The 24,598-nt window shown below is 67.7% G+C and carries 15 protein-coding genes; 9 read left to right on the forward strand and 6 right to left on the reverse strand.

Annotated elements, in window-relative coordinates:
* Positions 1–159: 159 nt before the first annotated feature.
* Positions 160–6,774, forward strand: coding sequence for a DEAD/DEAH box helicase (locus tag ON27_RS22355; RefSeq protein WP_245560052.1), 6,615 nt, complete (start codon positions 160–162; stop codon positions 6,772–6,774).
* Positions 6,774–8,999, forward strand: coding sequence for a 3'-5' exonuclease (locus ON27_RS22360; protein ID WP_043731263.1), 2,226 nt, complete (start codon positions 6,774–6,776; stop codon positions 8,997–8,999). Before ON27_RS22355 ends, ON27_RS22360 begins: the two co-directional genes overlap by 1 nt.
* A gap of 312 nt (positions 9,000–9,311) precedes the next feature.
* Here ON27_RS22360 and ON27_RS43940 read toward each other — a convergent pair whose 3' ends face one another.
* The gene (locus ON27_RS43940) at positions 9,312–9,758 is read right to left on the reverse strand and encodes a hypothetical protein (protein WP_043731198.1); all 447 of its coding nucleotides are present in this window, start codon (positions 9,756–9,758) and stop codon (positions 9,312–9,314) included.
* Here ON27_RS43940 and ON27_RS22370 point away from each other — a divergent pair, their 5' ends adjacent.
* Positions 9,759–10,289: a MarR family winged helix-turn-helix transcriptional regulator gene (locus ON27_RS22370; protein ID WP_245560053.1), complete on the forward strand. Its 531-nt coding sequence runs from the start codon at positions 9,759–9,761 to the stop codon at positions 10,287–10,289.
* 225 nt (positions 10,290–10,514) lie between these two features.
* On the opposite strand, the gene ON27_RS22375 is transcribed toward ON27_RS22370, so the two are convergent.
* Positions 10,515–12,455: an NERD domain-containing protein gene (locus ON27_RS22375; protein ID WP_043731201.1), complete on the reverse strand. Its 1,941-nt coding sequence runs from the start codon at positions 12,453–12,455 to the stop codon at positions 10,515–10,517.
* A 251-nt stretch (positions 12,456–12,706) separates the two neighbouring features.
* Positions 12,707–13,339, reverse strand: a complete 633-nt coding sequence (locus ON27_RS22380) for a TetR/AcrR family transcriptional regulator (RefSeq protein ID WP_043731270.1) — start codon at positions 13,337–13,339, stop codon at positions 12,707–12,709.
* Positions 13,340–13,409: 70 nt separating this feature from the next.
* On the opposite strand from ON27_RS22380, the gene ON27_RS22385 reads away from it, so the two are divergent.
* The 5 genes from ON27_RS22385 (at position 13,410) to ON27_RS22405 (ending at position 20,485) form a co-directional block, all read left to right on the forward strand.
* Entirely contained in the window at positions 13,410–14,939 is a 1,530-nt protein-coding gene (locus tag ON27_RS22385) for a flavin-containing monooxygenase (protein ID WP_043731203.1), read from the forward strand.
* Positions 14,936–15,766: an SDR family NAD(P)-dependent oxidoreductase gene (locus ON27_RS22390; RefSeq protein ID WP_043731205.1), complete on the forward strand. Its 831-nt coding sequence runs from the start codon at positions 14,936–14,938 to the stop codon at positions 15,764–15,766. The genes ON27_RS22385 and ON27_RS22390 overlap by 4 nt, the downstream gene beginning before the upstream one ends.
* 22 nt (positions 15,767–15,788) lie before the next feature.
* Positions 15,789–16,706, forward strand: a complete 918-nt coding sequence (locus ON27_RS22395) for an alpha/beta hydrolase (protein WP_043731208.1) — start codon at positions 15,789–15,791, stop codon at positions 16,704–16,706.
* 118 nt (positions 16,707–16,824) lie between these two features.
* A complete protein-coding gene (locus ON27_RS22400; protein ID WP_043731212.1) occupies positions 16,825–18,618 on the forward strand; it encodes an AMP-dependent synthetase/ligase in 1,794 nt (597 codons plus the stop codon).
* Positions 18,619–18,781: 163 nt separating this feature from the next.
* Positions 18,782–20,485 (forward strand): molybdopterin-dependent oxidoreductase, encoded by a 1,704-nt coding sequence (locus tag ON27_RS22405; RefSeq protein ID WP_043731216.1) that lies wholly within the window; start codon positions 18,782–18,784, stop codon positions 20,483–20,485.
* Between the two features lie 115 nt (positions 20,486–20,600).
* Here ON27_RS22405 and ON27_RS22410 read toward each other — a convergent pair whose 3' ends face one another.
* The 3 genes from ON27_RS22410 to ON27_RS22420 form a co-directional block, all read right to left on the reverse strand.
* On the reverse strand, positions 20,601–22,085 hold the full coding sequence (locus tag ON27_RS22410) for a DHA2 family efflux MFS transporter permease subunit (protein WP_043731220.1): 1,485 nt from the start codon (positions 22,083–22,085) through the stop codon (positions 20,601–20,603).
* Positions 22,086–22,096: 11 nt separating this feature from the next.
* Positions 22,097–22,807 (reverse strand): PadR family transcriptional regulator, encoded by a 711-nt coding sequence (locus ON27_RS22415; protein ID WP_083887737.1) that lies wholly within the window; start codon positions 22,805–22,807, stop codon positions 22,097–22,099.
* Between the two features lie 489 nt (positions 22,808–23,296).
* Positions 23,297–24,187, reverse strand: coding sequence for a glycine betaine ABC transporter substrate-binding protein (locus ON27_RS22420; protein WP_043731225.1), 891 nt, complete (start codon positions 24,185–24,187; stop codon positions 23,297–23,299).
* Positions 24,188–24,321: 134 nt separating this feature from the next.
* Between ON27_RS22420 and ON27_RS45885 the strand changes: the two genes are divergently transcribed.
* Positions 24,322–24,585: a hypothetical protein gene (locus tag ON27_RS45885; protein ID WP_043731228.1), complete on the forward strand. Its 264-nt coding sequence runs from the start codon at positions 24,322–24,324 to the stop codon at positions 24,583–24,585.
* The last annotated feature ends 13 nt before the right edge of the window (positions 24,586–24,598 follow it).

Here is a 24,598-nt window from a genome sequence, read left to right on the forward strand (position 1 = left end):
GTGTTTACGCATCGAGTTCGCCTTTTGCCGGACAGAGATCGACGACGGTGGGCGGCACATCATTGTTGCGTCAACCGGTATAGCCGAGGAGCTGGCATCACTGCCGAGAAGTTACTCGCAGAGTAGGGAGTCGGATGAGTAACTACGATCAGCGGACCGATGAGTTGTGGGCGACACTGGACCCGCAGAACCCGCATTCGGCACCGTGAGGTCAGCGATCAGTACAGGCTTGTCAGTACGCTACTGACCGAGTATCCGAGCTGGCTTCGTCGCGCCGGTGAGACGTTCGGCTACCTCGCCGCACCGATCGCGAACGACTCGCGCGGTGGTCGGCTAACATCCGAAAGGGTGCCCGACCGGCGAACAAGGGGTCAACGGGCTGACGTACCCGCCCGACCCGCCGAGTCGGCCGACATCCGAGGAGCATCCGTGGGGGCCCTACTGCCGACCCTGCAGGCCAACCGCCTGCGGGAAGGATTGACCGACTACCTCACCACCACCTTCGCCCTGACCGACCCCGACGCCCAAGGCGCACTCTCCGATTTCATCGGCCACCCCCAACTCGGCATGTTCAAAGGCCCGTACGTCCGACTGCGCCTACCGTTCGCACCCGCCCGCGGCAACTGGGGAATGCACCTGCACTGGTGGCCCAAGAAGTTCCTTCCCTACGGCCACCAAGCGAAAGCCTTCGAACGGCTGTCGACCAAGTTCCAACAGCGTCCGCAGCCGACTCTGGTCACCACCGGCACCGGCTCGGGTAAGACCGAGTCGTTCCTCATCCCCATCCTCGATCATGTGCTGCGCGCCAAGAAACACGGTGTCGCGGGGATGAAGGCGCTGATCATCTACCCGATGAACGCACTGGCCAACGACCAGGAACGGCGGCTCGCCGAACTCATCAGCACGCATCCCGAACTGGCGGGTGTGACGGCAGGTCTTTACACGGGTGAGCAGTCGTCGGGTGGGCGCACGCTGGTGTCGGCGGAAGGGCTGATCACCGATCGGCGGCTGATGCACGATTCGCCGCCGGACATTCTGCTCACCAACTACAAGATGCTGGATCATCTGCTGCTGCGGCCGGATCGGGCGGCGATGTGGCGGCAGTCGGCGGAGTCGTTGCAATATGTAGTGCTCGACGAGTTCCACACCTACGACGGGGCGCAGGGCACTGATGTGGCGATGCTGCTGCGGCGACTCGGGCTCGCGGTGAAGTCGTACTGGACCGCTTCGTCGCCGGTCACCGACCTGGATCGGGCGCGACCGCTCGGACGTATCACGCCGGTCGCCACCTCCGCGACGCTCGGCTCCAAAGCAGAGCCGACGGCGATGCTCGACTTCGCGCACACGGTGTTCGGCGAAATCTTCGCCGAGGAAGCACTGGTCGGCGAAACCCGGCTCAGCCCGGAGGAATGGTTGGCCGACCGCGATACCGCACTGGATCGATTGATCGTGCCGGTCGCTCCGGCGGTCGACGCTGCTGTGTCCCGGCTCGACGCGCTCGCCGCCACTGCACGCGGCGACGCGCAACTGACCGTGGCCGTGCTGGCGAGCCTCTTCGAGCGAAGGACGGACTCGAGCGCAGACCCCGATCCGACGACCGACCTGCGCAGACTCGGCGCGACCGGCCAGCTCGAGCTGTTGAAACGACATCACTTGCTCGCTCAGCTGCTGAAGCGGGCGACCGAAGCGGTGTCGCTGGCCGAGTTGGCCGGGGTGATCCTGCCCGCACCCTCCGGCGAGCGGGACAATCCGCGCGCGCAGGCCACGCGGCAACGCTATCTGGAGTATCTCTTCGCCGCGCTGTCGCATCTGCGTGTGGAGATCGGGCGCTCCGCGCTGAATGTCGATGTGCACCTGTGGGTCCGGGAACTCTCCCGCATCGATCGCGCGGTGTCGGCCGCGACGCTGTTCCGCTGGGCGGATGACGGCGCCGTCGAGAACTCGAGCGTCGACTACATGACCGCGCTGTTCTGCCGGCACTGCGGGCGATCCGGTTGGGGCGTACGCCTCGCTCCCACCGGGAACGGCCTTGACCCCGATCAGGCGTCCGTGCGTCGCCATCACGCCGCGGGCGGGTCGCGTTTCCGTGCGTTGATCTCGGCTCAGGTGGAAGGCCGGCTCGATCACCCGGTCGAGGGATTGCGCTGGCTGCGCATCGACGACCGCGAGATCAGTGATGAGGCGCCGGACGCGGACAGCGTCGAGGTGCTGGAAGGCCGGGTGCTGCCCGTCCTCGTGCTGCACGGTCCGGCGGCCGAGGAGGAATCGAAGAAGGACGTGTGCCCGGCGTGCAACTCGGCCGACGGCATCCGGTTCCTCGGCAGCGCGATCGCCACCCAGCTCTCGGTGGCGCTGTCGAGCATGTTCGGCGACGCCGACCTCGACGCGAGCGAGAAGAAAGCGCTCATGTTCACCGACAGCGTGCAGGACGCCGCCCACCGGGCCGGTTTCGTCCAGGCGCGCTCGCACACTTTGAGCCTGCGGTCGACTTTGCGTAACGCGCTGGGCTCCAAGATCTCCGGCACCGGCATGCTGACCCTCACCGAACTGTGTGACGCGGTGATCGAGCGGGCCGGCGACGATCCGATCCGGCGCTACCATCTGCTCGCCCCGGACATCGTCGAACATGACGAGTTCATCGCCTACTGGCAGCGCGACAAGCCGGTGGCCGGGCAGCGGGACGCGCTGCGCAAGGTGCGGCGGCGGGTGCAGTTCGACATCGACCTCGAATTCGGTTTGCAGTCCCGCCTGGGCCGCACCCTTGAACTCACCGGCAGCGTGGTCGCACAGGTAGACCTCGGCTCCCCCGGACGCGTGGCCGAGCTGGGCGCTCGGGCGCTCGCGGAGGCAGAACACCAACTGGCGTTCGCTGAGCCGGACAGCACGGCGGTCACACACTGGGTGCGCGGCACCGTCGAGCGGATGCGCACCCAGGGCGCCATCCGGCATGCGTGGCTGCGCAAGTTCGTCGAGCGCGACGCCAACCGCCGCTGGGTGTGGGGCGGTCGGCCGAGAGGCGAGGGCATGCCCGCCTTCCCGAAAGGCCGTCCGGCTCCGGCTTTTCCCGCCCTCGGCGCGCGGACCATCCCGGAGGGCTTCGACCCGATCACCGCGCCGTCCTCGTGGTATGCCCGATGGGCGGCGCAGTGCATGAAAGTCTCGCCGTTCGAGGGCGCTTTCCTCGCACGCTCGCTGTTCACGGTACTCGCCGACGAACGCGTCGTGACCACGGTGAGCACCGAGAAGTCGCTCACCGCGTACGAATTGAGCGAAGACGGCGTACTCGTCGGCACACCCGCCGACAGGGATCTCGCCGCGGGGCGGCACCTGCTGGTGTGCGATGTGTGCCAGACGAACAATCCCGGCAGCATCACCGTGGTCGATCAGCTCGACGGGGCACCATGCATGCTCACCCGATGCCCCGGCACGCTGCACCGCGCTGTGAAACAGGACAACTTCTACCGCAGGCTCTACGACGGCTCGGAAATGAAACGGGTGGTCGCCCGCGAGCACACCTCGCTGCTGCCCACCGATGTCCGGCTGGAATACGAGACCAAGTTCAAGCACAGCAGCGCGGACCCGACCGCTCCCAACGTGCTCGTCGCCACGCCGACCCTCGAGATGGGTATCGACATCGGCGATCTGTCGACGGTGATGCTGGGATCGATGCCGCGGACCGTGTCGTCGTATCTGCAGCGCGTGGGCCGTGCGGGTCGCCGGACCGGCAACTCGCTCGTCCTCGCGTTCGTCCGCGGGCGCGGCGAACACCTGCCCAAACTCTATGATCCGACCTCGGTCATCTCGGGCGAGGTGCGTCCGCCCGCCACCTTCCTCACCGCCGAGGAGATCCTGCGACGCCAGTACGTGGCGCATGTGGTGGATCTGCTCGCGCGCCAGCCCGGTGCACAGGATCCGCTCGCCGCGCGCGCCGTGCTCGGCAGCTTCGACGACGGCACGTGGATGGCGACACTGATCGACACCGCGAACCTCAAAGCCGACGAACTGGTCGACGGCTTCCTCCGCCAGTTCGGCGACCTGCTCGACGACCACACGCGAGCCGATCTGCGGGCCTGGGCCACACCGACCGAACTCGGTGAACCGAGCGGGATGGTCATCCAGCTGCGGCAGGCGGTACATCGCTGGAACCGGGACGTCACCGAACTGACCAAGCGGCGCACCACCGTGGACGCCGCGCTGCCCGAATTCGAGCGGCGCGCCAACTCCCCCGCCGCCACCGACGACGACCGCCGCGACCTGCGCTCCGCGCGCGGCACCTTGCGCCTGCTCGGCAAGCACATCAGCGACCTCACGAACGAACACTGGGTCGGTGTGCTCGAACGCTACGGTGTGCTGCCCAACTACACCTTGCTCGACGACTCGGTGACGTTGGATGTCGGCATCACCTGGATCGATCCGGACACCAACGAGTACAACGGCGACACCGAGAGCTACCGGCGCGGGGCACGGGTCGCTCTCACCGAACTCGCACCCGGCTCCACGTTCTACGCCCAGGGCCTGGCCGTGCAGATCGACGCCATCGATCTCGGCACGGGAGAAGCGAACATCCACACCTGGCGGCTGTGCCCGCAATGCGGCTGGGCGGGCATCAGCGCGACCGGGGAGACCACTGCGCTGACGAGCCAGTGCCCGCGTTGCCACACCAGCGCGATCGCCGATGTGAGCCAGCGATTGCAGGTGGTCGAGATGTCGAAGGTTTCCGCCGAGGTCCGCCGGGACGAGGCGGCGATCGGCGACGCCCGCGACGAACGCAAACGCGAGATGTTCACCGTCGTCACCGCCGCCGACATCAACCCGGACAACATCACGCGACGCTGGTTCGCCACGGATCACGATTTCGGCGCGGAATATCTGCGCAGTATAGATATCCGGTGGCTCAACATGGGCAAACGAACCTCGCAGGGCGGCAAGCGGATCATCGCGGGCAATGAGACCACCAGCGGGCTGTTCCGCATCTGCTCCGGCTGCGGTCAGCTCGACCGCATCGCGGGCCAGAACCAGCCACACGAGCACCGCAGTTGGTGCAAATACCGCAAGGCCGCCGACGAGAAGCACGTTCGTGAGATCGCTTTGGCCCGGACGCTGTGCACGCAGGCGGTGCTATTGCATGTTCCGCGCGTCATGGAGTACGACTCGTTCGCCTATCCCAGCCTGAGCGCGGCGATCCTGCTGGGCTTGCGCCAAGTCATCGGCGGTTCCCCCGAGCATCTGGATGTCGCCACCATCACCGACGCGCTGCACGCGCCGGACCGGCGCGCGCTGCTCATCCACGATACGGTGCCCGGCGGCACCGGATACCTCGCCGACTTCGCCGATCCCGCCAAAGTCTGGTCGGTGCTCGACGCTGCCCGACGCATCGTCGAGAACTGCTCCTGCGCAAGGGAATCCCGACTCGCTTGCCACAATTGCCTGCTTCCGTTCGCTCCTCCTCATGAAGTCGACAAGGTGTCGCGCAAGATCGCAATGAAGCTGCTCGAGACGATCCTGGATGCCAAGCCAGGCGCCGCCGCGTCGTGGGAACACTGGTCGGCATCGATCACCGAACAGACCCCCGACAATCCGCCAGGCAGCGGTGAATCACCGCTGGAGCGAGAGTTCTACGTCGAATTCCTCAACCGGCTCCGCACCATGGGCGCCACGATCCAAGAGAAGCCGGGCACCTACGCCAATTCCGCGACGATCACGGTGCCCGGCAAGAAGATTCGCAGGTGGACGCTGCTGCCGCAGGTGCAGATGGGCAACAGTATGCCCGACTTCGAGCTGAGCACCACCGACCCCGATGTGCCGGTGATCGCGCTGTTCGCCGACGGCTACAAGTTCCACGCCGTAGCTCCGAACAACCGAGTCGCCGACGACGCGCGCAAGCGCGGCATCCTCCGATCCGGGGGCGTGCTCGTCTGGTCGTTCAGTCACGAAGACCTGCGGCGGTTCCAGAAGAACGAAGCGCACACACCGGCCTGGCACACCGAGCGCATGGCCAAACTGACCATGCAGCAGGGCAATCTGCGCCCGGCGTTGTTCAAATTGCTCACGGCGGACCCGATCACGCAGCTGCTGGAATTCGTTCTCGATCCCGACCTGGAAGCCTGGTCGGCCGTCGGCCGATGGCTGCCGATGATGTTCCTGCGGAACAAGCGCGCCAAGGGCGATGGTTCCGCCATCGCGAGCTGGGCCCTCGATCTCCTCGACGGCAAGGCCGGCGCACTCCCCGAAGGCGAATACGCCTGCTGGTCCTACAACCACGGCGCGCTGACAATCACGGCAGCCCTGCGGCCTGATTCCGGCGCCAGCACCGCGGTCCTCGCCCTGGACGATCGCGACGACAGCATCGGCATCGACAACGGAGCCTCTTGGCGGGAGTGGCTGCGGTTGTCGAATTGGTTCGGTTTCCACGACGCTCATCTCGTCACGACCAGGGCCCTGCTCGGCGCAGGCAGCCAGGCGCCGGAACCCGTCGCCGACGGCTCCCTGGACGGCCTGTCGCCGGAATGGCAAGCCGTCTACGCCGACACCGTCTCCGAGGCCGAACGTGCGCTCGTCCTCGCGCTGGCGTCGGCGGGCGCGCCGCTCCCGCAGCAGGGCTTGGAGACCGACGACGGCGATGTCATCGACATCGCCTGGCCCGCGGCGCAGGTCGGCGTGCTGTTCGACGGCGGAGCGGAAGCCGCCGAAACGATAATCGACCAGGGGTGGACGATCTGCCCGCCCGAGCTCGCGCCGATCGTCGCGGCTCTGACCTCGAACGGGGTGATGTGATGGCCAATGTCGTCATGGCGAACAAGAGCAAGGCGCTACGCGGCCTGGACGGTTCGATCGTGCAACGCGTCTTCAGCTTCCTCGACAAACTCCAGACCGACGATACCGCGCCGGGTCTGCACATCGAGCCCATCAAGGGCGCCGTGGATCCCCGGGTGCGGACGGGACGCGTCGACCTCAACCACCGCGCGGTGCTCTTCCGCGTCGACCCGAAAGACGGTGCCACCACATACGTCTATATGGGGACCTGGACGCACGATGTCGCCAATTCCCTCGCCGAGCGCGCTACGCTGCGCGTCAACCCGATCAACGGCATTCTCGAAGGCATCATCAGCGAGACCGTCGCGCACCCCGCCGCGGCCACTGCGCCCGAAACGGTCGAGAATGCCGCCGAGGCGCCCACCGGCTTCCTCGCGCACGCGGGTTTCACGCTCGCCGATCTCACCGAACGACTCGGCATCGATGTCGCCATCGCCGAACAAGCCTTGATCGCCGCCGACGACTACGCCCTCAACGACCTCGCCGCGACGATCGACAGCTGGCAAGCCGAAGCGCTGCTGGACCTGGCCTGCGGTACCGACATCGACGAGGTTGTCGCGCTGATCCGGGACAAATACCGGTTCACCGACGCACCGATCGATACGACCGTCGATGAAGACGACCGCATCATCGAGGCACTCGACCGCCCCGCCTCGAAGATGCAGTTCACCTACGTCGACGGCAGCGAGGAACTGCGCCGGGTCATCGAAGGCGGCGACTTCGCCGCGTGGCGTGTCTTCCTGCATCCCGAGCAGCGCACCTATGTCGAGAAGGACTACAGCGGGCCGTTTCGCCTGTCCGGTGGCGCGGGCACCGGCAAGACCGTGGTGGCCATCCACCGCGCCAGGCACCTGCTCGCCCGCGATCCGCAGGCCCGCATCGTCCTGACGACGTTCAACAGAATCCTGGCCAGGAATCTGGAAGCCGATCTCTTGTCGCTCGACCCGCGGATCAAGCTCGCCGAGAAACTGGGAGACCCGGGCGTCTACGTCGAAGGCATCGACAAACTGGCCAACGACGTCCTTCGCCAAGCGGACGATCTCGGCGACGCGACCGAAGCCGTGCTGGGAGTCCGCGTGGATGTACCGGCCGCGCGGACGAACAAAGACAAAGTATGGCGCGAGCTGGCGGAAACCATCGACAGCGGTCTCGATCGGCGGTTGGCCGGCGCGTGGTTCCTTGACAATGAGTACACCGCGGTCGTTCTCGCGAATCAGCTCACCACGCTGGAGCAGTACGCGAGGGTCGCCCGTCCGGGTCGTGGCGTCCGATTGTCGCGGCCGCAGCGGATCGCGGTATGGAAGCTCGTGGAAGCGTTCCGGCGGCGCAGCCGGATGGACGAGTCGCTCAGCTTCCCCGAGGTGCTGGCCATCGCGGCCGAATACTTGCGGCAGCGAGCCGATTCCGGTCTGCAGCATCTGGTCGATCACGTCGTTGTCGATGAAGCGCAGGATCTGCATGCCACGCACTGGACAATGCTGCGCGCTCTCGTCGCCGAAGGCCCCAACGACTTGTTCATCGCCGAGGACTCCCACCAGCGAATCTATGGCCAACCCGTGGTGCTCGGCCGTCTCGGCATCAAGATAGTCGGCCGCTCCCGCCGATTGACGCTCAACTACCGCACTACCGCGCAGAACCTCGAATTCGCCGTCGGTGTCCTGAGGGGCGCTGACTATCACGACCTGGAAGAAGGCCGGGAATTCGCGCTCGACTATCGGTCCGCGCGCAGCGGTCCGAAACCCGTTCTGCGGCAGTGTGAGTCCACTACCGCCGAACTCGAGGTCGTGGCGAGCCAGATCAACGAATGGCTGGCCGATCCCGACGTCGAACCGTCGACCATCGCTGTGCTGACTCGCAGTGTCAACGACCGGGGCCAACTGGTGCGAGCGCTGGCCGAACGCGGTGTCAGTGCCCGTGCGCTCGAAGACAGCTCGGCTGTCCCTGGCCATGTTCAAGTGCTGACGATGCACCGCTCGAAGGGTATGGAGTTCGCGCGGGTGATTCTGGCGGGAATCGATGAAGCCCATGTTCCGTCGAAGGCAAGCCTGCACGGCGTGCCCGAGGAGGAGCGGGATGAGGCGAACCTGCGCGAGAGATCGCTGTTGTACGTCGCGGCGAGCCGCGCACGCGACCAGCTTGTTGTGACCTGGAGTGGCCGGCGATCCGAATTGCTCGGGGGGAACTGATCGGCGACCGCCCCGCTCGGAACACGCCGCCATCGGCCGGGACACTCTGGATTACCTGTCCGCCTGCGAAACGCCCTGACCCGGTTTCTTCGCCAGCGGGAGCCGCAGCGATAGCGGTCCACGCTAGCGCCAACACTGCGCTCGCCACGATCCCAACACCGCCGTGACCCCGAAAAGCCCCCGCGGCTCTCACAATTCCGCCATCGCGGCGACGAACGAGGCGGCAACGGCCTGCTGACCTACCAATGTGGCGTGGACGCCGTCGTAGCGGGTCCTCGCCGTCGGGGAGCGTTTCGTTCTCCACGTCGACGGTCAACTCGGCCAGGTCGTGCAGCACGGTCGAGGTGCGGCGATGTTGGCTCGGGCCCAGGCGATGCCGATGCGCTGGAACGGTTCGAACGCGGCGATGCGGGCTTCGTCCACCGTGGTCGGTGTGAGCCAGATCCACTGCGCTGATTCAGGTGCGCGGGATCGGAGGATACGCAGGTTGCGTTCGGTCTCGGACAGGCCGACCAGGCGCGGTCCGCCGGGGCCGCCGATGCATCTGGGTGTAGTTGGCGCCGAGCTGGCAGAACACCCAGTCGGGACGCTGGAAGCCGAGAACGGGAGCGAGGTCAGCGTTTGGGTGGTGGTCGCGCCCGAGACGGCGAGATAGGTGAGCCGGATGGCGGCGACGAGCCTGCGCAGGTCGAGCAGATGGCGCAGGATCCCGAACCACGAGACCCGATCGGCGGTCGAGCTTTCGCCCAGGGCGACCACGTGCTGTCCGGGCCGAAATGGCAGCCGGTCAACTGCGGCAGCCACCGCGCCGTCGTCCAGCAGCACAGCGGCCGCCCAGCGCGCCTGTTCATCGACACGCACGCCACCCAGCGGTTCACCGACCGCATCGCCCCGCGGGGGCTGACTCCCCCCGATATCGGTGTGCTGCGCATGATCGCCATGTCCCCCGGCCGCAGCCAGCGCTCCCTGGCCGAAGAACTCGGCGTAGTCCCCAGCCGCGTCGTCGCCCTCTTGGACAACCTCGACCGTAAAGGCCTGGTCGAGCGGCGTCGCAGCACCACCGACCGCCGGAACCACGAACTGCACCCGACCCCTGCCGCCTACCAGTTGATGGGCGAACTCTGGCCAGTGCTCCAGAGCCATGAGGCCGACCTCACCGCGGCGCTGTCCCCCGCCGAACGCGATCAACTTGCGTCGTTGCTGGTGCGCGTTGCCGAACAGCAAGGTCTGGACGTGGGCATTCACGCGGGCTATCAGCGCGCGATTACCAGCGACGAGACGAGCGCGTAGAGCACGGCCCGCGCAGGCGGGATCGCACTCCTTCGTGAATCACTTCATTTGCATCGTGCCGCACAACCGTTATGGACGGCGGATGGTGCCGAAGGACTTCACCGAAACGCGGCTACGTCCGATTCCGTGGTCAACCCGAGAAGGTCCGGATGCCTCGCGGGGGTGGGGGCACGAGGAGCGCCGGTGTCGCGGGGCCGGTTCGGCCCCGCGCCTCCGAGCACATTGTCAGCACTTCGGCGTCAGCGGAGTGCACAGCGGCAGCAGGTTCATTCGGCCCGGGGTTTCCGTGGCGGCCGGCGGTGGCGGAACTGCCTCGGTGGTGGGCACGGGAGCTGGGGACGGTCGGACGGCGCCGCCGCTCGGGGTCGAGCAGGAGGCCGCCAGTATCCAGAGCATGCCGGTGACGAGGACGATCAGTGCCACCGCGGCGATCTGTTGTGAGCGGTGGCCGCGTGGCTTCGATTTCTCGGCGGTGCGGCCGGGGATGCGCGCGGACAGTGCGGTGATCTGGTCGCGAACCGCGATCCGTGGGCGGCGCTCCAGGACAGCGGTCGGCGTGATTCGGCGCGCCGGCTGGGGTTCGGGGCTGGGTGTGGACCATGATGCGGTCCGGTTCGGCAAAGGGGCCTGCGGCGGACGTGGGCGCAATGGCCGGTCGGGGGAAGGCTCGATCCAGGACGACCAATTGTCCGTGAAGGAAGAAGGTGTGGGTGCCGATGGTGCGGCCGAAGCGAATTCGTCCTCGGCGGGCGAGGGCTCGGATTCGGTTCGTTCCGGCGTGGTGGACTCGGCTGCGACGGGCCGTATCGATGCCACGTATCCGGTAGCGAAGCGTTCTGTCGCGTAGGAGTACGGCTCGGCGAGCTCTTCCGGTGCGGACCTCGCCGAGAGTCGGCCTTCGAAGCGAGGCGGCTGCGGATGATCGTCCTCGCTGCCGGGCTCGAGCGGCCGCGCGTCCGCGCGGGAGGAGGTCGACCCGCGCTCTTCTTCGCGGGCATCCGAATGAGCTGTCGCGCCCGACGACGCGAGCCTTGATATGGGCTCCGGCGCAAGGAATTCCGGCGCGAAAGGGTCTTCGGCCGGGGCGGGCCCGGCAACGGGTGGCTGCGAGGAATCGAACCCGGGCACGTCCTGGCTGCCGTCCGGTACAGCGATCGGCTGCCCAGCCGACGACGACCCGTCGGCTTGCGTTGCGCTTCCAGCGTCGGACCGCATCAACGACACGGGTTCCGCACCCTCATGCTCTCCGAGATCAGGTTCCGAGGCGTCGGCCCGCTTCGGCGCAGGCATCGCAGACGGCAACGCGGTCGGCTGAACCTCCGCGACCAGCGCCTCGTCACCGCTTCCGGCGGTTCCCGTCGAGTCGGACGCGGCGAGTCGCACCGCGTTCGGTGGCTCGGGCACGGCATCCACCACTGGTGCGTCCGGCACGTCGTCGGCGTCGAAGTCCTCGGCAGGCGTCCTGTCCTCGAGTTCAGGGACCTTTCGCGTGACGCTCTCCAGCGCCGCGAGCGTCCCGGCCCGCAATTTCCGCTCCGGCGGGAAGCCATCCGCCACCAGGTCGTCGATAGTGACCTGATCGCCCAGGTTCAAGTCGGTGAGCAGGGCGTGAGTGCGTTCGGCGGTCCAGACGAGCTTGCGGCTCGCGGTGCGGTGGAACCAGGCGCGCAGGTCGGCTTGCCCGGCTCCGAGCACCACCGCGCAACCGCGTCTGCGTGACTCGATGTTCAGGGTGAGGTTCGAATCGTCGGGCGGCACCACGACGATCAGGCCGTCCACGACCGCCTCGGCATTGTGCTTGCGCACCAGCGCGGTCAGATTGGAGACGTTGTGCGTCACCTGGTCGAACGGGCTGCTGTCGTGATCGGGTACCTGGATCGGGTCGCCCGCGTAACCGGACAGCCGCCAGCGGCCGTTGGCCTGGACGGAGAGGACGCCGCTCGTGGCTTCCGCAACAGTGCCCTTTACCTCGACCACGACCGCGGCCCTGGGCGTGAGCACGACCAGATCGGCTTCCTGCGTTTCGTCCTTGCGCTCGCGATCGGGTAGGTAACACCCCGAAACCGCCAGTCCCACAATGACGTATTGACCGGTCCAGGTCCGCATCCAATCGAGCACGCGCTGTTCGGATCGCGGCGCCGTCGTTCGTTCGTTGATGACCAACATCGGCGGCCTCCATCGCCGTCCCACACCATGGACGACACAACGGTATGCGCCGGATTCGCCGTCACAAAATCGAAAGGCACTGTAGGAGCAGGGTATTGGCAGCGCAGGGGCATATGGAGGGCGGCGTGTGGGCAGCGCCACAATCGACTACCCCATGGGACGCCCAACGTGCGATCGGATGACAGATGAGCTGCCCTCAGCGGACGAAGCCGGTGGAGCCGCCTCCCTTGACCAACCCGGCAGGAAATACCTCACCCGCGCAGCGCCGAAGCCAGAGCCGGATCAACGGAGAAGGCTATGGCGATCAACGATTCGACCAGTAGGTCGACGAGTTGTTCGCGGGACACCGGTTCGGTGCGCAGCCAAGTCAGCGTGGATTCCTCGACGAACGCGATCCACCCGCGCATGGCGAGCATCAGCCGGGGGTGATCGGATTCGGCGACCGGAGCGGGCGTTTCGGCCAGGATGATGCCGATGATGGCGTCGCGGGTCTGGTCCACCAGCGGAGCCAGCTCAGGGCTGACGCTGGTCGGCCCGCGCAGCAGCGCCAGATACGAGGTGCGGTTCTCGGTGACGTAATCGATGTAGCGCTCGATGGAGTCGCGCAGCATCTCGAACAGGCCGAGGCTGCGGTCCGGAGCCACGCGCTCGAGCAGTTCGGCGTTGGCGTGGTGCACGATCGCCAACTGGAAATCCTGCTTGGTCGGGAAATAGTGGAACAGCAGGCCGCGCGAGATGCCGGCCTGGGCAGCGATCTCGCTGACGGAGATGTCCTCGATCGAGCGCTCGCCGAGCATCTTGGCGCCCAGGGTGATCAGCTGCTCGCGGCGCTCGTCGGGGCTGAGCCGCGTGCGCTTGGGGGCGTCTCCCTGCGTTCTGGTCACGGCCACATCCTACTGAACGGAAGTCAATACACTGTTGACTGACGCTCAATAGGACCGTAGGCTCGATTACATGAGTCGCAAGGTTACAGACAAAGCTGTCGCCGGCCGACCCACGCGCCACGCCAGGACGATCATCATCGGCAGCGGGTTCGCGGGTCTGGGTCTGGCCATCCGGCTGACCCAGCAGGGTCGCAACGATTTCCTCGTGCTCGAGCGCGGCAGCGACGTCGGCGGCACCTGGCGCGACAACACCTACCCCGGCGCGGCCTGCGACGTTCCTTCGCACCTGTACTCGTACTCGTTCGCGCTGAACCCGAACTGGTCGCGGTCGTTCTCCCGGCAGGGCGAGATCCAGCAGTACATCCAGGACGTGTCCCGGCGCTACGACGTGCGCGACAAGCACATCTTCGACTGCGACGTGACCAGCGCCCGCTGGAACAACGAGACGGCGCTCTGGGAGATCGAGTCGAGCAAGGGCAGCTTCACCGCCGACACGGTGGTGTCGGCGGTCGGCGCGCTGTGCGAGCCCGCGTTGCCGGACATCAAAGGCATCGGCGAGTTCGAGGGCGAGATCTTCCACTCCGCCCGCTGGAACCACGACGCCGACCTCACCGGCAAGCGGGTCGCCATCATCGGCACCGGAGCCTCGGCCATCCAGATCGTGCCCGCCATCGCCCCGAAGGTCGGCCACCTCGACGTCTACCAGCGCACCGCGCCGTGGCTGCTGCCGCGCCTGGACCGCCCGTACACGAAGGCGGAGCGACTCGCCTTCAAGCACGTGCCCGGTCTACAGCGGCTATCCCGCGCGGCCATCTACGCCGCGCGCGAGACCCAGGTGATCGGGCTGGCCAAGGCACCCGCCCTGATGCAGCTGTTCGAGGCCATCGCGAAAGCCAAATTGCGCTACGAGATCCGTGATCCGCAGTTGCGCGCCAAGGTTTCGCCGAACTTCCGGATCGGCTGCAAGCGCATGCTGATCTCCAACGACTACTACCCCGCGCTGTCGCGCCCCAACGTCGACGTGGTCACCGACGGCATCGCCGAGGTGCGCGCGAACTCGATCGTCACCGAGGACGGCACCGAGCGCGAGATCGACGCGCTGATCGTGGCGACCGGCTTTCACGTCACCGACTCGCCGGTCTACGACACCATCGCGGGCCGCGACGGCCGCACCCTGTCGGAAGTGTTCGACGAGATCGGCCAGCAGGGGTACAAGGGCTCCTCGATCGCCAACTTCCCCAATATGTTCTTCCTGCTGGGGCCGAACGTGGGCCTCGGGCACACCTCGATGGTGTACATGATCGAGTCGCAGATCAACTACATCGCCGACGCGCTGGCCACCTTCGACCGCCTGGACCTGCGTACCGTGGAAGTGCGCCGCGACGTGCAGGATGCCTACAACTCCGAGCTGCAGGCGAAGCTCGCCGGCAGCGTCTGGCTCACCGGCGGGTGCTCGAGCTGGTACCTGGACAAGCACGGCAACAACACCACGCTGTGGCCGGACTGGACCTTCGAATTCCGTAGGCTGACCAGGAAATTCGACGTGGCGGCGTACGACATCTCCATATCCCGAGAAGATCTGAAAGCAGTGGCATCGTGAGCAGTGACGCTTACTTCGAGAACAAGGTTTGTGTGATCACCGGAGCGGGCTCCGGGATCGGCCGTGCGCTGGCGGTGAACCTGGCCCGGCGCGGCGCCAAGCTGGCGCTGTCCGATATCGACGTCGAGGGCCTGGCCGAGACCGTGCGCCGCTGCGAACAGCTCGGCGCGCAGGTGAAGTCCGACCGCCTGAACGTGGTGGAACGCGAAGCGGTGATCCTCTACGCCGACGCGGTGAAGGAGCACTTCGGCACCGTGCACCAGGTGTACAACAACGCGGGCATCGCCCACCACGGCGAGGTCATCCGCTCGGAGTACAAGGACTTCGAGCGCGTGATGGACGTCGACTTCTGGGGCGTGGTCAACGGCACCAAAGCGTTCCTGCCGATGGTGATCGAGTCCGGCGACGGCCACATCGTCAACGTCTCCAGCCTGTTCGGGCTGATCGCGATCCCCGGCCAGAGCGCCTACAACGCGGCCAAGTTCGCGGTGCGCGGCTTCACCGAGTCGCTGCGCCAAGAGATGCTGGTCGCGCGGCATCCGGTCAAGGTCACCTGCGTGCATCCCGGCGGCATCAAGACCGCGGTGGCCCGCAACGCCACCTACGCCGAAGGCATCGACAGCAAGTCGGCCGCGTCGATGTTCGACAAGAAGCTGGCCATCCACACCCCGGAGATGGCGGCGCAGACCATCACCGAGGGCGTGCGCAAGGGGCACGGCCGGGTGCTGATCGGCTGGGAGGCCAAACTGCTGGATCTGTTCGTCCGGGTGACCGCGTCGGGCTACCAGCGGATCGCGGCCAACGTCGAACGCCGCTTCCTGCCCTGATCCCGGGATTCGAGAGACGACGATGCGGGACATCGACCTTCCGCTGCCCCTCGCGCGGGCGGTACTGAATCCGATCTTCCGGGTGACGCTGAACAAGCGGTTGCCGTTCGCTGCGCAGCGCAGGCTGCTCGACGTGAGTTCGCGGTTGCAGCTGCTGCCCGCGGGCGCGCTCGTGCGGCCGGCGCGGCTCGGCGGCAGGCCCGCCGAGCGGATCGGCTTCGCGGACACCTCCGACGACGGCGCCGTCCTCTACCTCCACGGGGGCGGCTACGCGGTCGGCTCCCTGGCGACGCACCGCTCGCTGGCGGCCCGGCTGGCCCGGCACACCGGCTACCCGGTCTACGTGCTGGACTACCGCCTCGCACCGGAACACCCGTTCCCCGCGGCGCTGGAGGACGCCGAGGCCGCGTTCCTGGAACTCGTGACCAGCGAGGGACTCCATCCGGGCCGGATCGCCGTCTCGGGTGATTCGGCGGGAGGCGGTCTGTCCCTCGCGCTGGCGCAACGCCTGATCGCCCGGCACGGGCAGACTCCGGCGGCACTCGGGCTGATCGCGCCATGGGTCGATCCCAACGAGATCCCGGACCGGGAACGCGACCTGGTGATCAACAAGCCGTGGTCACGCGCCTGCGCGGCCGCGTACCTGGGGGACGGCGACGCGACCGATCCGTCCTATGCCCCGCTGACCGGTGAACTGCGCGGACTGCCGCCGACCTACGTGCAGGTGGACGTCAGCGAACTGCTGCACCGCCAGTGCGTCGTGCTGGTCGCGGCGCTGCGCGCGGCGGGCGTGCACGTCCGGTTCACCGAGAGCAAGGGCTTGTGGCACGTCGCACAGTTGCAGGCCGCGCTGGCCGCGCCCGCGGCGGCCGCGCTGCGCGAACTCGCGGAGTTCCTGCGCGAAGCGATTCAACCGGCGGACCTGCGCGAACTAGGATGAGATCCGAGCGGGTCCCTACCCTGCGGTGATGTACGGAGGCGATTTCGGTGGTCGACCTCACGGCCCCGGCGCAGGTGTCGTAGATTACTGGCGAGTAAACCCACGTGGAAGGGCACTGATGCGAGAGTTCGAAGTCCCGGCTTCCTACACCATTCCGGACGACGCGAACAATTCCGACAACGTCTTCCGCCACGCCGAGCAGGCGCCGAACACCGTGCTGTTCAACGTGCCGAACGGCAGTGGCGGCTGGCAGGACGTCACGGCCGCGGAGTTCGCGAAGACCGTTACGGGCGTGGCGAAAGGCTTGATCGCCTCGGGCCTCGACTTCGGTGATCGCGTCGCCATCATGGCTCCCACGCGCTACGAGTGGGCCGTCCTCGATTTCGCCATCTGGGCCGCGGGCGGCTGCACCGTCGCGATCTACGACAGTTCGGCCGCCGAGCAGGCCAAGTGGATCCTGCAGGACTCGGCCACCAAGCTGCTGATCGTGGACAGCGACAAGCACCGCAAGGTGATCGACGAGATCGAAGCCGGGTCGCTGCCGGACCTGCGGGAGACCCTGCAGATCGACAAGGGCGCGCTGGACGAGCTGACCGGTCGCGGCGCCGACTTGGACGACCAGGTCGTGCACGACCGCCGCGCCCAGGTCGGCGCGCAGTCGCCGGCCACCCTGATCTACACCTCGGGCACCACCGGCCGCCCCAAGGGCGTCATGCTGACCCACGCGAACCTGTACGCGGAGTCGAAGTCCGACCGGATCGCGCTGCACAAGTACGTCACCGAGGGCAAAAAGACCCTCATGTTCCTGCCGCTGGCGCACGTCTTCGCCCGCGCCGTCGCGCTCGCCGCGTTCGACGCGAAGGTGATCGTCGCGCACACCGCCGACTGGTCCACCCTGGTCGAGCAGTTCGGCAGCTACCGCCCGCACTTCATCCTCTCGGTGCCCCGGGTGTTCGAGAAGGTGTTCAACAGCGCCAAGCAGAAGGCGCACGACGGCGGCAAGGGCAAGATCTTCGACGCCGCCGCCGATACCGCGATCGCGTGGAGCGAGGCGCTCGACAACGGCGGCCCCGGCATCGGACTGAAGCTCAAGCACGCGCTGTTCGACAAGCTGGTCTACAGCAAGTTGCGCGCGGCGCTCGGCGGCCAGTGCGAGGCGGCCGTCTCCGGCGGCGGTCCGCTCGGCGCGCGGCTGGGCCACTTCTTCCGCGGCGTCGGCGTGACCATCTACGAGGGCTACGGTCTCACCGAGACCACCGCGGCCGTCTCGGTCAACACCCCGGAGCACATCCGGGTCGGCTCGGTCGGCCGCCCGATCGAGGGCCACGCCGCCAAGATCGCCGAGGACGGCGAGCTGCTGCTGCGCGGCTCGGTCGTGTTCAGCGGTTACTGGGGCAACGCGGAGGCCACCGAGGACGCGTTCGAGGACGGCTGGTTCAAGACCGGTGACCTCGGCGCCATCGACGGCGACGGCTTCATCACCATCACCGGCCGCAAGAAGGAGATCATCGTCACCGCCGGTGGCAAGAACGTCTCCCCCGCGCTGCTGGAGGACTCGCTGCGGGCGCACCCGCTGATCAGCCAGGTGATGGTGGTCGGCGACGGCCAGCCGTTCATCGGCGCGCTGATCACGCTGGACCCGGAGGCGCTGCCCGGCTGGAAGGACCGCAACAACCTGCCCGCCGACACCCCGATCGAGAAGCTGATCGAGAACCCGGACCTGATCGCCGAGGTGGACGCGGCGGTGGCGGAGACCAACAAGAAGGTCTCGCACGCCGAGCAGATCAAGAAGATCCGTCTGCTGACCATCGACTGGACCCAGGAGACCGGCGAACTCACTCCGAAGATGTCGCTCAAGCGCGCGGTCGTGATGAAGCAGCACGCCGGCGACGTGGCGGGCATCTACAACTGAGCTGATCGCTGAAAGGCGCTGTTCGCGAGTGGTTCGCGGACAGCGCCTTTCGCGTGTCCAGCGCTCGTCATCGGCACCGCCGGGGACGCTCGAAGGGGAACCGGCGTGATCGTCGTCGCTCGGTCACCGGCCACGGCGGCCGACCGGCAGTAGTCTCGATGCCATGGCCGATCTGCGACTGCGCGTGGTGGCCGGGATCGTCTCGGCGGGTCTGACACTGGGCGTGGCCGAACTGCTCGCGGCCTTCCTCGGCCCCGGCAACGCGCCGCTGCACGTCCTCGGATCGGCCGTGGTCGACCACACGCCCGACTGGCTGCGGGAGTGGGCGATCACCACTTTCGGCACCAACGACAAAGCTGCGTTGTACCTGATCATGGGTGTGATCGCCGCGCTGGTCGCCGGAGCGGCCGGAGCGATCGAACGGACCGGCCGCGCCGCCGGGTCGTGGGTGTTCGTGGTGTTCGGGGTGATCACGGCATGGGTAGCGGTGTCGCGGTCCGGGCTGTCCGCCGCATTGGCGACGGTCGTCGGCGTCGCCGCGGGGATCTACGCGCTCCGAGCACTGACCCGGCGCATCGACGCCGCGATCGAAAAGTCTTCTGCCGAGAGTCGGACCGGCGAGACGCTGCCGGGCGGCGACTCCGAGAGGGTGCCCCTGACCGAGAGTTCGGCGTCCCCCAGAGCCGATAAGGGTTTCGGCCATTCGGGAGACGCGACCGGCGGCGGTGAAACGTCCGGCACCTCCGCCGAGAGCGACACCGGCTCGGCTTCGGCGGACGCGGAGCGCGCATCCTCGACTCCCGAGCGCAGGCAGGTCTTGCAGGGATTGCTGGTGGCAGGCGGGCTGGCCGTGGTCACCGGAGTCGGCGGACGGCTGCTGGGCGCCCGGCGCAGCGACGTTTCCGGTGAGCGAGCCGCGGTGCGATTGCCGGAACCGTCCGCCCCCGCCGAAGCGCTCCCGCCCGGCGTGGATCTTCGCGTCCCCGGTCTGACGCCGTACCTCACCCCGAACGACGACTTCTACCGGATCGATACCGCGCTGATCGTTCCCCAGGTGTCCAAGGACAGTTGGTCGCTGCGCATCCACGGCATGGTCGACCGCGAAATCCGGCTCAGCTGGGCGGATCTGGCGCATCGTCCGGCGGAGGAACACTTGGTCACGCTGGCCTGTGTGTCGAATCCGGTCGGCGGCGACCTGATCGGCAACGCGCGCTGGCTCGGCTACCGAATGGATCAGCTGCTCGCCGAAGCGGGACCGCATCCCGACGCCGACATGGTGCTCTCGCGCAGCGCCGACGGCTGGACCGCGGGCACCCCCCTGGCGGTGCTCACCGACGGACGCGACGCCCTGCTCGCGATCGGCATGAACGGCGAACCCCTGCCGGTGCGGCACGGCTACCCCGCCCGGCTGGTCGTCCCAGGTCTCTACGGCTACGTCTCGGCCACCAAATGGGTGACCGAACTGGAGGTCACCCGCTTCGACCGTGCCACCGCGTACTGGACGCGCCGCGGCTGGTCGGCACTGGGCCCGATCAAGACCGGCACCCGCATCGACACACCCCGCGCCCGCAACCGGCTGCAACCCGGCCGCATCACCGTCGCCGGTGTCGCCTGGGCGCAGCACCGCGGCATTCGCGCCGTGGAAGTCCAGATCGACAACGGTCCCTGGCAGCAGGCCCGCCTGTCCGAAGAACTGTCCATCGACACCTGGCGCCAGTGGGTCTTCGACTGGGACGCCGCCTCCGGCCCGCACACCATCCGCGCCCGCGCCACCGACGCGACCGGCGAAACCCAAACCGCCGAACGCCGCGACGTGATTCCCGACGGCGCCACCGGCCACCCCTCAGTCACCGTTCAGGTCGCCTGACCGGCATTCCGAACGGTCGCGCGTCGGCAGGCAGTAAACCCATATCGACCCGGGTAGGCGTGCTGGCACGCTGATGCCCGCCCGGCAACCTTCTCGGACGGGCATCGGCGCGGGTTCAGCCGCTCAGATCGGCCTTGACCGGTTCCACCGGAGCCGATGCGCCGACGGGAGCGGCTTTGCCGTGGCGGATGAACATCGCCGAGGCGGCGACGCCGAGGCCCAGGATGGCGGCGGGGAGTAGCGTGGACTGGCTCAGCGCGTGGCTGAACGAATCCTTGACGAACTCCGGTATCGGCCCTTGGCCCGCGCCGCCCTCGGCGACCTGACCGCCGCCCAGCCCGTTGGCCGTCATCCTGGCCGCCACCAGCGCGCTGATCGCCGCACTGCCGAGCACCGAGCCCACCTGGCGGGTGGTGTTGTAGACGCCTGCGCCGGCGCCGGCCTGCTGGACCGGCAGGTTGTGGGTCGCGGTGGCCGCCAGCGGAGCCCAGATGCAGGCGTTGGCGAAACCGGCCAGCGCGGCGGCCACCAGGAACCAGGCCAGCGACGAGTGCGGATCCATCAGCACCGAGAACCAGAACACCGACAGCGCGAACAGCCCGAAGCCGACGGTGGGCACGATCCTCGGGTGCAACCGATCGGCGAACTTGCCGACCAGCGGGGCCGCGAAACCGGTCACCACCGCCATGGGCGCGAAGACCAAGGCGGACTCGGTCGGCGACATCTCCCGCACGGCCTGCAGGTAGAAGTACGTCGGCACCATCAGCGAGGTCACCGCCGCACCCATCGCGGCGATCGCGGCATTGGACAGCGCGAAGTTGCGGTCGCGGAACAGGCTCAACGGCAGCAACGGCTCCCCCTTGTTCCTGGCTTGGTTGACCAGGAACACGGCGAGCACCACCAGGCCCGCACCGATCAGCAGCCAGATCCGCAACGACCAGTCGTAGCTGTTGCCCTCCTGGATGCCGAACACCAGCAGGAACATGCCGACGCCGCTGAGCAGTACGCCGGGGATGTCGAACTTGTGCTCGTGGGTCGGCAGCGCGGGCACCAGCCAGACCGCCAGCGCGAACGCGACCACCCCGACCGGGACGTTCACGATGAAGATCCACTCCCAGCCGAGACCGTCCACCAGCACACCGCCGAGAATCGGTCCGACCAGCGTCGCCAATCCCGCGACGCCACCCCACAGGCCCATGGCGGCGCCGCGCCGGTCCGGCGGGAAAGTCCTGGTGATCACGGCCATGGTCTGCGGCGTCATCAGCGCGGCGCCGACACCCTGCGCGGCGCGCGCCGCGATCAGCATGCCGATACTGCCGGACAGGCCGCACCACAGCGACGCGGCGGTGAACACCGCCAAGCCGATCAGGTAGATGTTCTTGGGGCCGAACCGGTCGCCCAGCCTTCCGGTGACGAGCAGCGGCACCGCGTAGGTGAGCAGGTAGGCGCTGGTCACCCAGATCACCTGGGAGATGTCGGCGTGCAGGCTGGTCATGATCGCGGGATTGGCGACCGCGACGATCGTCATGTCCAGCAGGATCATGAAGAAGCCGACGACCAGCGCGAGTAGCGCGGGCCACGGATTGCGTGGTGTGGACATGTGTTTCGTTCCTAACTCGGACTATCCGTAGAACTCGCGTCGGGGTTCGCCACGCGGCCGCGCGGCAGCGGTGGCGTCGTGCTGGGGTCGGCGGCCGTCGGTGGCCCGTCGCCGGAGCCGGTGGGCGCGCCGGTCTCGGGATCGAAGTCCTCCCATTCGAGTGCGCCGCTGTCCAATTCGGCTGCGAACTGCTCGACCCAGGCGAGTTCGGCGGCCAGCATCGTCCGCAGGTAGGGCAGGGCGATCCAGTAGCGGCGGGGGACGGCGTGCTCGCCTGCCCATGCGCTCAACATGTCGGTGTCGGCCAACTCGGCTTTCAATACGCCGATCCGCTCGCGCAGCAGCGTTAGCGCCTCCGGCTTGGGCAGGTTGTGCAGCTCGCCCAGCGCCACCGGGAAAATCGGATACTCCGGAACGGGTCGTCGCACGATCTCGGCGATCCGGTTGCGCAATGCGTCCCTGCCGCGCCCGGTGATCCGGTAGGTGGTGCGTTCGGGCCGGTTGCCCGCACGGTCGACGCCCTCGGCGCGGACCAATTCCTGGTCGGCCAGCCGGGACACGGTGTGGTACAGCGAACCGGGCCGCACCTTGACCAACTTGTCCTCCCGCCGGGCGATCAACGTCTGGAACATCTCGTACGGGTGCATGGGCCGCTCCTCGAGCAGCGCGAGCACGGCGATGGCCAGCGGCGTCACCGATGAATGCGCCTGCCCTTCTCCCATGCCTGTCGACCTCCGTTTGCTGGATGAATTTCGATCATCGGCCGATTACACGCCGAGCCACGCTCGCCTCGGCACGGTATCGCCCGGTGCCGACATGCTCCACACTAAATATTCCACGTGGAATATACGGCGTGGAACAACCCCGCGGCAAGGGTGCGTGACAGGTGATAGGCGACACAGCGTTCTCCTCGGCGTATGCGCGATGGTCTGCCGCACAGACGACGAAAGGCCGCCGAGAAGTGTGACTCTCGACGGCCTTGCGCCATCTCCCGCCGCCAGGTCGGCGTCGTCGGCGACCCGGGTCCAGCGCCTTTGCTGATACGGGATCATGTATTGCTGTTCTGTTCGCGAAGCTCGCCAGGGGGCTCGACAAAAACACTATGCCCGGGGTCCACCCAGCGGCAGTGTCGGATGCGACATCTATCGCTCGATTTGCGACACAGTCGTCGGTCGACTTCGGGCTCGGCGCGGCAGACCGGCCGCGACCACCTACAGGGCGTGCTGATCCAACCAGTCGCGCGCGATGTCGCCCGGCGCGGCGCCCTCGTCCCGGACGCGCCGGATCATGACCGCCAGCTCGTCCGTCGTCAGTTCACCCGCGACATAGTTCAGCTTCTTGATCTGGCGCTGGTCCAGCAGCCCTTTCCGGAACAGCGGCAACACGTTCTCGGGGCGCACCGCATAGTCGTCGTCGGACAGCACCGCCAGACCACCGGTCGCGCCGGGCGCCAACTCGGGCGGACCGCTCAGCAGACCGGCCTGAACTCGACCGTCCAGCAACGCCTTCCGCAGCGCGGCCGGATCCGGGAACGCCACCGTGGCGGCGAAGTCGCACCCGCGGACGCGATCGCTCCCGCCCGACGGAATCAGCCCGGGCGTGACCGCCACGCCGACGGTCAACTCGCCGCAGCGCGGCGCGAGATCGCCCACCGAACGCACCTTGTCCCGGTCCGCCGCCTGCGCGGTGAGCAGCACCCGCGGACGCAGATCGGCGCCGTCGGCGAAGTCGGAGATCACCAGCCCCTCGGGCAGTGCGGCGCTCACCGCCTCGGCCACCCTCTTCGGCAGTTGCTCCGCCGCGGGTACGTCGAAATGGGCCAACAACGCGCCGGTGTGCTCGGCGACCACTTGGACCCGATCGGCGTCCAGGGCGGCGAGGTAGTCCGCCCGGCCGCCCAGACGCGCGGCGACCGCGGTGCGTGTTCCGGTACGCGCCAGGGCGCCCGCGTAGATCTCGGCGAGCACCGACGACTCCACCGAATCACCCGCGCCGACGGTGATCGACGGCCCCTGCGCGTCGTTCCCGCAGGAGACGACCAGCGCGGCGGAAGCGACGACCAGCAACCGAGCCAGCATCCGCTGTGACGCGGCCAACACCATCCGGCGACACCAACTCTCCGTCGAATCGACACACCAACGGGAAAACCCGTCAGCGGGCAGTATGGACACCCAGAATGTACCGGCGGCCGCTCGCAGCCGAGACCGCGCACCGCCGTCATGCCGGAAGGACTGTCGTGAAACCCACCCGCACTCTCGACGCCGCCGCCCCCCGGCGCCCCGTGGTGCGCCTCGCGCTGCACGCCACCCGCGTCCTCGCCGCCGCCACGGCGCTCGCCGTCGCGATGATTTTGTCGGCGTGCGGCGCTTCCGACCCGCTCGCCGCAGGCGGCGCCTGCTCGGGCGAGAGTTCGATCGTCGGTTCGGCGAACCTCCCGAAGCCCGAGACCGTCGCCAACGGGTACGCGGAGGTGTTGCGCGCCTCCCGAACCCCGGCTTGATCCCGCTGCTGCC

It is taken from the genome of Nocardia asiatica NBRC 100129 (genome assembly GCF_000308415.1).
Classification (GTDB): Bacteria; Actinomycetota; Actinomycetes; order Mycobacteriales; family Mycobacteriaceae; genus Nocardia; species Nocardia asiatica.